Origin of the sequence: Streptosporangium sp. NPDC023963 (genome assembly GCF_040639135.1) — a bacterium.
Lineage (GTDB): Bacteria > Actinomycetota > Actinomycetes > Streptosporangiales > Streptosporangiaceae > Streptosporangium.
In genome coordinates this window covers 155,718-169,207 of record NZ_JBEZZK010000018.1, presented here as the reverse complement: position 1 = coordinate 169,207, position 13,490 = coordinate 155,718, and the positions used below count along the sequence as shown (strand labels likewise).

General features: G+C 70.9%; 8 protein-coding genes. 7 read left to right on the top strand and 1 reads right to left on the bottom strand.

Going from position 1 to position 13,490, the window contains the following annotated elements; all coding sequences use genetic code 11:
• Positions 1–160 precede the first annotated feature (160 nt).
• Positions 161–2,527 (top strand): chaplin family protein, encoded by a 2,367-nt coding sequence (locus AB0F88_RS37010; RefSeq protein WP_362695395.1) that lies wholly within the window; start codon positions 161–163, stop codon positions 2,525–2,527.
• Between the two features lie 196 nt (positions 2,528–2,723).
• Here AB0F88_RS37010 and AB0F88_RS37005 read toward each other — a convergent pair whose 3' ends face one another.
• Positions 2,724–2,909 (bottom strand): DUF5703 family protein, encoded by a 186-nt coding sequence (locus AB0F88_RS37005; RefSeq protein WP_084195129.1) that lies wholly within the window; start codon positions 2,907–2,909, stop codon positions 2,724–2,726.
• Positions 2,910–3,066: 157 nt separating this feature from the next.
• Between AB0F88_RS37005 and topA the strand changes: the two genes are divergently transcribed.
• From topA to AB0F88_RS36975, 6 genes are all read left to right on the top strand, one after another.
• On the top strand, positions 3,067–5,718 hold the full coding sequence (topA, locus tag AB0F88_RS37000) for a type I DNA topoisomerase (RefSeq protein WP_362695393.1): 2,652 nt from the start codon (positions 3,067–3,069) through the stop codon (positions 5,716–5,718).
• A 182-nt stretch (positions 5,719–5,900) separates the two neighbouring features.
• On the top strand, positions 5,901–7,286 hold the full coding sequence (locus AB0F88_RS36995; RefSeq protein ID WP_362695391.1) for a metallophosphoesterase: 1,386 nt from the start codon (positions 5,901–5,903) through the stop codon (positions 7,284–7,286).
• A 241-nt stretch (positions 7,287–7,527) separates the two neighbouring features.
• A complete protein-coding gene (gene tmk, locus AB0F88_RS36990) occupies positions 7,528–9,588 on the top strand; it encodes a dTMP kinase (RefSeq protein ID WP_362695389.1) in 2,061 nt (686 codons plus the stop codon).
• A gap of 98 nt (positions 9,589–9,686) precedes the next feature.
• Positions 9,687–10,868, top strand: a complete 1,182-nt coding sequence (locus tag AB0F88_RS36985; protein ID WP_362695387.1) for a DNA polymerase III subunit delta' — start codon at positions 9,687–9,689, stop codon at positions 10,866–10,868.
• Positions 10,869–11,454: 586 nt separating this feature from the next.
• Positions 11,455–12,153, top strand: coding sequence for a hypothetical protein (locus AB0F88_RS36980; RefSeq protein WP_362695385.1), 699 nt, complete (start codon positions 11,455–11,457; stop codon positions 12,151–12,153).
• On the top strand, positions 12,150–13,304 hold the full coding sequence (locus AB0F88_RS36975; RefSeq protein ID WP_362695383.1) for a glycosyltransferase family 4 protein: 1,155 nt from the start codon (positions 12,150–12,152) through the stop codon (positions 13,302–13,304). Before AB0F88_RS36980 ends, AB0F88_RS36975 begins: the two co-directional genes overlap by 4 nt.
• Positions 13,305–13,490: the final 186 nt, after the last annotated feature.

The following is a 13,490-nucleotide window of genomic DNA, read 5'->3' as shown; positions in this document are numbered from 1 at the left end:
TCCGTTCGGTGAGCGACCAGCAGGCAGCAGAAAAGGCATTTCCCATTCCTCGTGACGGCCCGTCGGGGCCTCCGCTGTGCGGGCCTGTCCGGCCTTCGCATGGTCTCGCGCGCCCCCACGAGGGTCAGGTCCCCCCCCGAAACTGCTAGGAGCTTCAATCATGCGTACGTGGGTTACGGGCACGGCCCCCGCGGCACTGCTCGCACTGGGCGTCATGGCCATGGGCGGCGGTACGGCCTTCGCCGACACCGACGGCGACCACTCGATCGGTGGAGGCAACCAGGTCAAACTCCCGATCACCCTGCCGATCGACATCAGCGGCAACGCCGTCGGTGTGGCCGGGCAGTCGGCCGCCTCCTCGGAGGGCGGCGCCTCCGTCGAGAACGGCGACGGCGACGCGGGCGCCGGTGGCAACACCACGTCCGGCCGGGGCAGCGTCCTGGGCGGCAACCAGGTCGTCGCTCCCATCACCGCGCCCGTCAACGCCTGTGGCAACGCGGTGTCGGTGTTCGGCCGCTCCGAGGCGGGCTGCCGGGGCGGCGCCTCGGTGCGGAACCAGGGCGGAAGCGGCGGCGGAGCCGGCGGCAACCGCACGAACGGTGAGCACAGCATCGGCGGCGGCAACCAGGTCGTGGCGCCGATCACCGCTCCGATCAACGCCTGCGGCAACTCCTTCGCGATCTTCGGCGGCGCGGCCGCCGGTTGCCGTGGCGGGGCCTCGGTGAGCAACCAGGGTGGAGCCGGTCGCGGTGCCGGCGGCAACACCACGTCCGGCCGGGGTTCCGTGCTCGGGGGTAACCAGGTGGTGGCGCCGATCACCGCTCCGATCAACATCTGCGGCAACTCGGTCGCCGTCGTCGGCGGGGCCTTCTCCGGTTGCGAGGGCGGTGCCGAGGTTGTCGGCGGCGGCACCCCGGGCGGGCCTGGACGTCCGGGCGGCCCCGGGCACCCGGGCGGTCCTGGGCACCCGGGCGGTCCTGGGCACCCCGGTGGTCCTGGGCACCCTGGCGGTCCTGGGTGGCCCGGTAAGCCTGGAGAGCACGAGGGACCCGGCCGGCCCGGCGGGCCCGGAGAGCACGGCAGGCCCGGCGGCAAGCCCGGCAAGCCCGGTTACGGTGACCACGGCGGCCGCGGGAAGCAGTGGCCGCGTCCCGGCGGCGGCTGGGAGCACGGCCCGCGTCCGGGCGGCCCCGGTTCGGGCGGCCCAGGCGACGGCTGGGGGCACGGTCCCCGTCCCGGCGGCCCCGGCGGCCCCGGGGGTTACGGCCGGCCGGGCAACGACACCGACGGGCGCTTCGGCGCGGGCAGCGGCAACCAGGTGGTGGCGCCGATCACCGCGCCCGCCGAGGTCTGCGGCAACACCGTCGGCAACGGCCAGGCGGGCTGCCCGGGAGGCGTGTCGGTGCCGGCAGGCCGGGGCGGCGGTGCCGGTGGCAACACCACGTCCGGCCGGGGCAGCATCCTGGGCGGCAACCAGGTCGTCGCTCCCATCACCGCGCCGATCAACGTCTGCGGCAACGCGGTGGCCGTCCTGGGCGGCGCGTTCGCCGGCTGCCAGGGCGGTGCGTCCGTCGGGGGCGGCGCCGGCGGTGGCGGTGGCGCGGGTGGCAACCGCACCTCCGGCCGGGGCTCGGTGCTGGGCGGTAACCAGGTGGTGGCGCCGATCACCGCGCCGATCAACGTCTGCGGCAACGCGGTGGGCGTGCTCGGCCAGGCCGCGGCCGCGTGCAGGGGCGGCGCCTCGGTCGCGGGCGGTGCGGGCGCGGGTACGGGTGCCGGTGGCAACCGCACCTCCGGCCGGGGCTCGGTGCTGGGCGGTAACCAGGTGGTGGCACCGATCACCGCGCCGATCAACATCTGCGGCAACGCGGTGGCCGTCCTGGGCGACGCCGCCGCGGGCTGCCTCGGCGGCTCCCGTGTCGGCGGCCCGTCCGGGCGTCCGGGCGGCGGCCAGTGGGGAGGCCCCGGCGGTCACGACGGCCAGTGGGGAGGCCCCGGCGGCCACGGCGGCCACGGCGGTCCTGGCGGCCACGGCGGCTACGACAACGGTCACGGCGGCCGAGGTGACGGGGACTCCAAGCCCGGCAGGCACCGGACCAGCGGTCTGCTGCCCGCCCTCCCGGCCGTCCCGGCTCTCGGCGGCGCGGCCGGTCAGGCGTCCGCCCCCGGCGTGTCGTCGATGCCCGCGGCCCAGGGCGCGGCGGACCAGGCGCAGTTCCCGGTCCCCGCGAGGTTGCCCGAGCTTCCCGCCGTGCCCGCCGTGCCCACCGTGCCCGCCGCTCCGGCGGGCGACCGGGCCGCGGCGGCCGGGAACGGCTCGCCGCTGGCTCCCGTCACCGACCTGGCCTCCTCGACTCCGGCGGGATCCCTGCCGGTCGGTGACCTGGGTCTGATGAGCGCCGCCCAGCCCGTCGGGGTGACCGGGATGAACGTCGGTTCCCTGGTCACCCTGCTGATCGGCGCGATGGCCGCGGTCGCCGCGACGGTCTTCGGCACCACCCGCCGGATCCGTTTCGGCAAGAAGTAAGGCGCAGAAAGTAAGGCATTAGTCACCCAATGGACATGCTTTCCCAGAGCCACTGAGGAAGGCGCGCAGACGCCTCGACGGCGGTGGGACAGGACGGCCGCGCCCCCGTGGCGCGGCGTCCGCTCGGCCGGCGAGGCATGGAAGCTTTGCCCGTTCCGGGGGCGCGGCCCGGAGCGGGCAAAGCCATGTCCGGGGATCACATCGTCCTGGTCACACGTATGATCTTCCGGCGCAGTCGGACGTCCCGGCGACCGTCGGGATACAGTCGCAGGCGGTCGAGCTCCCAGTCGCCGTATTCTGCATGTTCGGTCAGTATCCGCCGGGCTGCGTCCCGGGATGTGCCACGCGGAAGGTGGAGAACCAAGTAGGAGTAGTCGAGCACAGCGATTAGTCTCCGAGGGTGAGCTGGGGGACGTCGACACTCATAGGGCTTTATTCTGCGTCCTTGCGGCTTCTCTTGGGAGTGTCCCCGGCTGAGACCGGGTAACCCGAGGGGAAGAAAACGGGGAACGAATGCGAACAGCGAGGTAGGAAGCAGCGTGCCAGCCAAGAACGGCAACGCCGACGGAACCCGCCTGGTGATCGTCGAGTCGCCTTCCAAGGCGAAGACCATCGCCGGGTACCTCGGCCGCGGCTACGTCGTGGAGTCCAGCATCGGGCATATTCGCGACCTCCCCGAGAAGGCCGACGACGTCCCCGAGAAGTACAAGGGGGAGTCCTGGGCACGCCTCGGCGTCAACGTGGATCATGAGTTCGAGCCGCTCTATGTCGTCAACCATGACAAGAAGGCCCAGGTGAGCAAGCTCAAGCAGCTGCTCAAGGATGCCGACGAGCTCTATCTCGCCACTGACGAGGACCGTGAGGGCGAGGCGATCGCCTGGCACCTTCGTGAGGTGCTCAATCCCAAGGTCCCGGTCCACCGCATGGTGTTCCACGAGATCACCCTGAGGGCGATCCAGGAGGCGGTGGCCAATCCCCGCACCCTGAACCTGAGGCTGGTCGACGCCCAGGAGACCCGGCGCATCCTCGACCGCCTCTACGGTTTCGAGGTCAGCAAGGTCCTGTGGAAGAAGGTCAAGCCCCGCCTGTCCGCCGGGCGCGTGCAGTCGGTGGCGACCCGGCTGGTCGTGGAGCGCGAACGCGAGCGCCTGGCGTTCACCAGCGCGAGTTACTGGGACCTGCAGGCGCTGCTCGACACCGGCCGCGACGAGGTCCCGCACGAGTTCACCGCCATGCTCACCGGCGTGGACGGCAAGCGCGTCGCCCAGGGCCGCGACTTCGCGAGCAACGGCACCCTCAAGAGCGCCGACGTGCTCCATCTGGACGAGCAGGCCGCCACCGCCCTGGCCGGGCGGCTGGCCGGGGTGTCGTACAAGGTCAGGTCGGTCGAGCGCAAGCCGTACACCCGCAAGCCGTACGCGCCGTTCAGGACGACCACGCTGCAGCAGGAGGCCAGCCGCAAGCTGGGCTTCTCCGCGAAGTCGACCATGCAGGTCGCCCAGCGCCTGTACGAGAACGGCTTCATCACCTACATGCGAACCGACAGCATCACGCTGTCGGAGACCGCCGTCGCGGCGGCCCGCAGCCAGGCCATCAAGCTGTACGGCGCGGCGTACGTGCCCGACAAGCCGCGCGTCTACGCCAGCAAGGTCAAGAACGCGCAGGAGGCGCACGAGGCGATCCGTCCCTCGGGCGAGGAGTTCCGCACGCCGGGCGAGACCGGGCTGAGCGGCGACATGTTCCGCCTGTACGAGCTGATCTGGCAGCGGACCGTGGCCTCCCAGATGAAGGACGCGGTCGGCGAGTCGGTCACCGTCAAGGTGGACGGCACGTCCAGCTCCGGCGAGCGGGCCGAGTTCACCGCCTCCGGGCGGACCATCACCTTCCACGGCTTCCTGAAGGCCTACGTCGAGGGCGCGGACGACCCGTCCACCGACCGGGACGACTCCGAGAAGCGCCTGCCGAACCTGACCGAGAACGACCCGCTCACCGCGTCCGCCCTCAACGTGCTGGCGCACGCCACCAAGCCGCCCGCGCGGTACACCGAGGCGTCGCTGATCAAGGAGCTGGAAGACAAGGAGATCGGCCGCCCGTCGACGTACGCGTCGATCATCGGAACGATCCTCGACCGCGGGTACGTCTTCAAGAAGGGCACGGCCCTGGTGCCGTCCTTCCTGGCGTTCGCGGTGGTCAACCTGCTGGAGCAGCACTTCGGCCACCTCGTCGACTACGACTTCACCGCCGATATGGAGAAGGTCCTCGACGACATCGCCAACGACAGGGCAGAGCGGGTGCCGGAGCTGCGCCGGTTCTACTTCGGCGTGGACGGCGACGAGGGCCTGAAGGAGATGGTCACCGATCTCGACGAGATCGATGCCAAGGAGATCAGCTCCTTCCCGATCAGGGGCACCGACATCATGATCCGGGTGGGCCGCTACGGTCCGTACCTGGACCGCGACGGTGCCCGGGTGAACGTGCCGGAGGACCTGGCTCCCGACGAGCTCACCGCCGAGATGGCCGAGGAGCTGTTCTCCCGCCCGACGGGTGACCGGGAGCTGGGCAAGGACCCGGTGACCGGGCACGTGATCGTGGCCAAGGACGGTCGTTACGGCCCGTACGTCACCGAGATCCTGCCCGAGGAGGCGCCGCCGGCCGAGGGCGCCAAGAAGAGGACCAAGAAGGCCGACGCCCCCAAGCCGCGCACCGGGTCGCTGCTCAAGACGATGTCCCTGGACACGATCACCCTTGAGGACGCCCTGCTCCTGCTCTCGCTGCCCCGGGTGCTCGGGGTGATCGACGACCAGGAGGTCACCGCCCAGAACGGCAAGTTCGGGCCCTACATCAAGAAGGGCACCGACTCGCGCTCCCTGGCGTCGGAGGAGGAGCTGTTCACGATCACCCTCGATCGGGCCAAGGAGCTGTTCGCCCAGCCCAAGGCGAGGGGCAGGCGGGCCGCGGCCGCGCCGCCGCTGCGCGAGCTGGGGGAGGACCCCGTCTCCAAGAAGCCGATCGTGGTGAAGGAGGGGCGGTTCGGGCCCTACGTCACCGACGGGGAGACCAACGCCTCCCTGCGCAAGGGTGACGAGGTCGAGCAGATCACCACCGAGCGCGCCGCCGAGCTCCTCGCCGACCGTCGTGCCCGCGGCCCGGCGCCCAAGCGTCCCACCACCAGGGCCAAGGCGAAGGCCTGACGCCCCGGTTCCCGGGTTCCGGTGCCGCACGGGTTCCCGGGTTCCGGTGACGCGCAAGGTGAGGGCCTGACGCCCTGCTTTCCCGGGTTTCCGGAACTTCCGGGGTTCTGGGAACGCATTCGCCGTCCCGGGCGTTCTTCGGAACGCGCCGGGAACGGCCGGTGGGAGAGCGGGAGAGGCGAGTGACGATCGTGGGCTTCGTGTCGCTGGTCGTCTGTGCGATCACGCTGGTCCACTGCTACCTGTGGCATCGCCTGATCCGCTCGACCACGCGGGCGGGGCGGACCCGCCGGGTGCTGACGTGGATCCTCGTCGCCCTGGCCGTGCTCGCCCCGGTGACGTTGATCGCCTCCCGCAGCGAGTGGGGTCACTTCCTGGCGTGGCCGGGGTTCTTCTGGATCGCGGTGATGTTCTACCTCTTCGTGTTCCTGGTTCTCCTGGAGATTCCCCGGGCCGTGGCCCTGACGGTCCTGCGCGTGGTGGAGCTGCGGGCGGAGCGCCGCCGGGTTCCGCCGGGAGTGGCCGCTCGCAGGGCGGAGCGGACCGCGCTCCTCGCCGCTCAGCCGGTGTCCGCCGCTCAGCCGGTGTCCGCAGTTCGCTCCGATGCCGCCGGCCGGGATGAGCCCGAGACGGGTTCCGCGATCGGCGGTGTGATCGTCGTTCCGGGTGCCGGGGACGCGCGGCGCGGCGGAGGGGCCACGGGCGGGGCGAACGATCCGGCCGGGATGAGCAGGAGGCTGTTCATCGCCCGTACGGCCGCGGTCGCCGCCGGGGCGGGGGCGCTGGGCACGGTCGGCCTCGGGGTCAGGACGGCTCTCGGCGACCCGGTGATCGAACCGGTCAGGGTCGTGCTGCCCAGGCTGGATCCGCGCCTGAGCGGCCTGCGGTTCGCGGTGGTCAGCGACATCCACCTGGGCCCGCTCACCGGTACGGAACACACCCGGCGCATCGTTCGCATGATCAACTCCTTGAAGGCCGACGTGGTCGCCGTCGTCGGCGACCTGGTCGACGGCACGGTGGCCGAGCTCGGCCCGCTGGCCAGGCCGCTGGAGGACCTCGAATCCCGCTACGGCGCCTACTTCGTCACCGGCAACCACGAGTACTACACCGCCAACGGCCCGCAGGAGTGGATGGAGGAGCTGCGCGGGCTGGGCGTACGCCCGCTCGGCAACGAGCGCGTCGAGATCGCCCACGGGGGCGCCGTGCTCGACCTCGCGGGGGTCAACGACCTCGGCGGCGTCGCCTCGGGGGACGGCCCCGACTTCGAGCGGGCGCTGGGCGGCCGCGATCGCTCCCGGTCCACCGTCCTGCTCGCCCACCAGCCGGTCCAGGCCGTCCAGGCGGCCACGTACGGCGTGGACCTCCAGCTGTCCGGCCACACGCACGGCGGTCAGATGGTCCCCTTCAACCTGGTCGTCCCGATGCAGCAGCCGGTCGTCTCCGGCCTCGGCGAGGTGGACGGCACCCAGGTGTACGTGACGCGGGGGGCGGGCTTCTGGGGGCCGCCGGTCCGGGTGGGCGCTCCTCCCGAGATCACCCTGCTGGAAGTCCACCACGAGAGCCTTTGACGATCCCGCGGTGAGCACCTCTGGCACCCTCGCCGTGAGCGCCTTCAACAATCTCGCGGTGAGCACCTCTGGCGCCCTCGTCACGGGCACCTCTGGAAACAGCGGCCTCGGGCGCTTCTTTTCGCAGGGGTGACCTGCGAGGTACGGGGCGGACGTATTACCCTCGTGCGACGGGCAGCCGGGCATTTCCGCCTGGCTGGTGTTTTCCCCAGCCCAGCGAGCATCTGGATACGCTGACACTATGACCACCCCTGGCCGGAGCACCGCGCGACGCAAGCCCCCCCACGTGCTGGCCAATGCCCCGTTCCGCAAACTGTGGACGGCGATGTCGGTGTGCAGCCTGGGAGACTGGCTCAACCTCCTGGCACTGACCGCACTGGCGGGCAACCTCACCGCGGCGAAGGGCTACACGGTCCAGAGCCTGGCCATCGGCGGTGTCTTCGTGGCGAAGATGCTTCCCGCCATCGTGCTGGGCCCGCTGGCGGGCGCGTTCGCCGACCGGTTCGACCGGCGGCTGACGATGTTCTTCTGCGACCTCCTGCGCTTCGCGCTGGTGCTGTCGATCCCGCTGATCGGCAGCTACCAGTGGGTGATCGTCGCCACGTTCCTGGTCGAGTGCGTGAACCTCTTCTGGGTCCCGGCCAAGGACGCCACGGTGCCCAACCTGGTGCCCAAGGAGCGGCTGGAGGAGGCCAACCAGCTCAATCTCCTGGTCACGTACGGCACCGCGCCCATCGCGGCGCTGCTGTTCGCGCTGCTTTCGGTCGCCGACGACTTCCTGGGAAGGCTGGTGCCGTTCCTGGCCCAGCGCGAGACCTACCTGGCCCTGTTCATCAACGCCCTCGCGTACCTGGTCTCGGCCGTCATCATCTTCTCGCTCAAGGACATCCCGAAGAGCAACGCGCGGGCCACCTCCACGCCGTCGGTGCTGCGGCAGATCTTCGAGGGCTGGCGGTTCGTCGGAGGCAACCGGCTGATCCGCGGTCTGATCATCGGCATGCTGGGCGCGTTCGCCGCCGGCGGCGCGGTGGTCGGGGTGGCCAAGATCTACGTGGACGCGCTGGGCGGGGGCGACGCGGCGTACGGCGTGGTCTTCGGCGCCGTCTTCGTCGGCATGGCGTCCGGCATGTTCTTCGGGCCCAGGCTGCTGAGGGAGCTGTCGCGGCGGAGGCTGTTCGGCCTGTCGATCGTGGTGGCCGGGCTGGTCCTCGTCGCGATCGCGCTCGTCCACAACCTGGTGATCGTCGTCCTGCTGACCGTGCTGCTCGGCGCGTGCGCGGGAATCGCCTGGATCATCGGCTACACCATGATCGGGCTGGAGGTGGACGACAGCCTGCGGGGCCGTACGTTCTCCTTCCTGCAGTCGCTCGCCCGGGTGACCCTGCTGCTGGTGGTCGCGGTCGCGCCGACCCTGGCGGGCCTGTTCGGCGAGCGCCAGATCCGGGTCGGCCAGGAGCCGGTCTACCGGTTCGACGGCTCCAACCTGGTGCTGCTGGTCGGCGGACTGCTCGCGGTGATCGTCGGGATCGTCGCGCTGCGGCAGATGGACGACCGCAGGGGCGTCTCGATCATCTCCGACCTGGTCGCCGCGGTGCGTGGCGAGCGGTTCGCCCCCGAGAGCGCCGAGCAGGGGCGCGGGATGTTCGTCGCGTTCGAGGGCGGCGAGGGGTCGGGGAAGACCACCCAGTCCAGGCTGCTGGCGATCTGGCTGCGCGACCAGGGCTTCGACGTCGTGCAGACCCGCGAGCCCGGCTCGACCAAGGTGGGGATGCGGCTGCGCGCGATCCTGCTCGACGCGGTGCACCAGGGGCTGTCCGCGAGGTCCGAGGCGCTGCTGTACGCGGCCGACCGGGCCGAGCACGTGGAGAAGGTCATCCGCCCGGCTCTGTACCGGGGTTCGATGGTGATCTCCGACCGCTACGTCGACTCGTCGCTCGCCTACCAGGGCGCGGGCCGGGCCCTGGACGCCGAGGACGTCACGATGGTCAACAGCTGGGCCACCGGCGGGCTCGTCCCGGACCTCACGGTGCTCATCGACACCCCGCCGTCGGTGGGGCTGGCCCGGCTGGGCGGGGCCGCCGACCGCATCGAGTCCGAGCCCCTGGAGTTCCACGAGCGCGTCCGCCGCGAGTTCCGGGCGCTGGCCGCCGCCGAGCCCGACCGCTACCTGGTCGTCGACGGGACCCTGCCCCAGAACCAGATTTCCTCGATCATCCAGGACCAGGTCCGGGAGATCCTGCCCGACCCGGTGCCGCGGGAGTCGGAGGACGTCACCGGGACCATGCCCGCCATCCGCGACTGAGCCCACGTCCCCGGCGGTGGCCGGCACGGTGTGCCCGGGTCGTGCCAGGAGCGCGATCCGCGACTGAGCCCGCGTCCCCGACGGGTAGGTTGGGGGGCGTGGGAGTCTTCGATGATCTTGTGGGGCAGGAGCGGGCCGCCGCGACGCTCCGCCGGGCGGCGGCGGCCGGGGCCGATCTGCTGGCCGGGGGGCGCGGCGCCGGGATGACCCACGCGTGGCTGTTCACCGGGCCGCCCGGGTCCGGGCGCGAGGAGGCGGCGCGGGCGTTCACCGCCGCGCTGTTCTGCCCCGACCAGGGGTGCGGCCACTGCGACATGTGCCACCAGGTGGCGGTCGGCTCCCATCCCGACCTGGAGATCGTCCGCCCGCAGGGGCTCTCGTACGGCATCAAGGACACCCGGCGGCTCATCCTGCGCGCGGCCGGGGCGCCGACGCTGGGCCGCTGGCGCGTCGTGCTGTTCGAGGACGCCGACCGGGCGACCGAGGGGGCGTCCAACGCGCTGCTCAAGGCCATCGAGGAGCCGCCGCCGAAGACGGTGTGGCTGCTCTGCGCGCCCTCCCCGGACGACATGATGATCACCATCAGGTCCCGCTGCCGGCTCGTCACGCTCGTCACCCCGCCCACCGCGGCGGTCGCCCACGTGCTGGCCACGCGCGAGAACGTGCCGCCGGTGATGGCGGAGTTCGCCGCCAGGGCCTCCCAGGGGCACATCGACCGCGCCCGCAGGCTGGCACTGGACGCGGAGGCGCGTGCGCGACGCGAGGCGGTGCTGTCCATCCCCCGGTCGCTGACCGGCGTCGGGGAGTGCGTGATGGCCGCCGAGCGGCTGGTGAAGACCGCCGAGGACGAGGCCGCCGCGGTCACCGCGGTGCTGAACGAGTCTGAGATCACCGAGCTGCGCCAGGTCTACGGCGAGGGCTCCACCGGCAAGGGGCTCAACAGGGGTCTGATCCGCGGCGGTGCCGGCGCGCTCAAGGATCTCGAGGACCGGCAGAAGTCCCGGGCGACCCGTACCAAGCGCGACGTCATCGACGCGTCCCTGCTCGATCTGGTGGCGTTCTACCGGGACGTGCTGGCGGTGCAGTTCGGCGCGCACGTGGAGCTGGCCAGCGAGGACCGCCGCGCCGACCTGGAGGAGCTGGCCCGCGCCTCCACCCCGGAGGACACCCTGCGCAGGATCGACGCGATCATGCGCTGCCGGAGGCGGCTGGCCTCCAACGTCAGCCCGCAGATGGCGGTCGAGTCGATGACCATCTCGTTGCACCGGCCCCGGCTGTGAGCTTGTCTCGTTTGTGAGCCTGTCCGGGTTGTGAGCCTGTCCGGGTTGTGAGCCTGTCCGGGTTGTGAGCCTGTCCGGGTTGTGAGCCTGTCCGGGTTGTGAGTCGTGCCGGTCTTGGTCGTGAATCGGTCCTGGGCATGAGCCGGTGCCCGTTCCCGGAGAAGGCGCTCGTCCATCCGCGCGATGTGGTGCTGAACCGCGCGTGCCGTGCCGCGGACGGCTGCCCTCGTGGTTCACCGGGAGCTGGAGTTCGAAGGAATCGGCTCTGTCCGGCATCGGACGCTTCGGAGTTTCTCCTGGATCGCGCCGGCGAATATCGGCTGGTGAGAAGGGGGGTACTGACCACCACCAAGTGGTCCCTACCCGCCTGTTTGCGATTAGATGGAACCATTCATCGCTAAGTCACCTCAAAGTACGAGTGTGGGTCGTTAGGATTAACAGGCAAAAATAAGCTATTTCGTTATAAATCAGTGGACAGTGTCCTGCTCTACGGGGATGAGCAGAGAAGACCGGGGGACTCTTGGTGAGCATTGGGGCACGCCACGGAGTGATTCCGTCCGTGAGCGGGCGGGCCGTCACGAGCCGTGTGGGCAACGACGACACTCTGAGGATCGAATGGCCTGATCCGGCCGGCGGAAGCAGCGGGGAGATCGTCCTGCGGCACGTGGAGACCGGCGAGGAGTGCGGGGCCGCGGATCTGACGGCACTGTCCGCGGGTGTCTGGATGGCGTCGCGCGGCGGCGAGCCCGTCGTCACCGACGATCCGGGGTTCTCGCTCGACGGGCTGTGGTCCTACGCCGAGACCCGCCGCAACCGGGAGATCAGGGCGTTCCGTACCTCCCTCGGGACGCTGGGCCTGCAGGTCCGCGAGGTCGAGCCGTACGTCGAGGTGATCCGCGTGACCGCGGAGGACGGCGTGATCCAGGTGGAGGGCGCCATCGCGTACGGCGAGCCGATCCGGGGGGCGGCCAGGCTCGTGGCGGTGGCCCGCCGGGGGCCGGAGCCCGTGAGCGGGCCCGCGAGCTTCCAGGGGCGGTGGTTCGAGGGAGGGGTGGAGATCGCGCCGATGGCCGAGACGCAGGTGCGGCGCCGGGTCTTCTGGGACCTCTATGCGGAGATATCCGGAATGCGGCTGCCACTGGCGACCCGACTTGATGACATAACCGATAAGAAGACCAAAGTTCGTTTTCCTGCCCAGCGTGTCGGGCAGGTGAGGGTCCGGCCGTACTACACCGAGACCGACAGCCTCGCCGTCGCGCTCAGCATCGAGGACGTGAGCTCGTGAAGATCTCCTTTCTCATCCTCAACGCCTACGGCATGGGCGGGACCATCCGCGCCACCTTCGACCTCGCCACCGCCCTGTCGGAACGGCACGAGGTCGAGGTCGTCAGCGTCTTCCAGCACGCCGACAGGCCCTTCCTGCCGCTGGGCTCGCAGGTTCGCCTGCGCTCGCTGGTGGACCTGAGGGAGGGGGCCAGGGTCCGCTGGCCGTACACGAAGAAAGCCGAGCGGCTGAGCGCGCAGGAGAGCGCGCTGATCCACCCCGAGGAGCGCGCGTACGCCTCCTTCAGCGCCTGGAGTGACGAGGTTCTCGTCCGCGAGCTGCGCAGGCTCCGCAGTGACGTGCTGGTCACCACCCGCGCGGGGCTCAACATCATGGCCGCGAGGTACGCCCGCAAGCGGGTCCTCACGATCGCCCAGGAGCACCTGCACTTCGAGGCCCACCAGCCCGGGATCTTCGAGGAGATCCGGACGTGGTACCCGAAGCTCGACGCCGTCGTGACCCTCACCGAGGCCGACGAGCACGACTACCGGAAGATGCTCAACGGGTCGTCCACCCAGGTGTTCACCATCGGCAACGGGCTGCCCGGCGGGCCGCGTCCGCGCTCCAGGCAGGAGAACCGGATCGTGCTGGCCGCGGGCAGGCTGGTGCCGGTCAAGGGGTACGACCGGCTGCTGAAGGCGTTCGTCCGGGTGGCCAGGGAACGCCCGGACTGGAAACTGCGGATCTACGGTGAGGGCCGGGTCGGCGACAAGCTGGTCAGGCAGTCCGTCAAGCTGCGCCTGCACAACAACGTCACGTTCATGGGTCCCACCGGAGACATCGAGGGTGAGCTCGCCAAGGCCTCGATCCACGCGGTCAGCTCCCGGTTCGAGGGCTTCGGCATGACCATCATCGAGGCGTTCGCCTCCGGGGTGCCGGTGATCAGTTTCGACTGTCCCCGGGGCCCTCGCGAGATCATCACCTCCGGGGTGAACGGGTTGCTGGTCCCCGCCGACGACGTGGACGCCCTGGCCGACGGGCTGATCCAGATGATCGACGACGAGGAGGGACGCCGCCGGATGGCCGAGAACGCCCTCCAGACGGCCGGGAACTACGACATCTCCATGATCGTGAACCGCTGGGAGAAGTCCTTCGCCGAACTCGGCCGCTGACCGGAGCGGCGGACGGCCCGGCGGGGCGCCACTGTGAGGTGACCCTGTCGTCTTCGGGAGGAACTCCCGATCCGGTGATCGAAATGCTCTCCCGCGGAGAGCCCCTGTGCCAGGGACCGCGTCGGCGCCGCGACGTCGCGCGAGCGGGCGTCGTGGCGCCGACGGAGTCTCTTTCCCGGGGGCCGG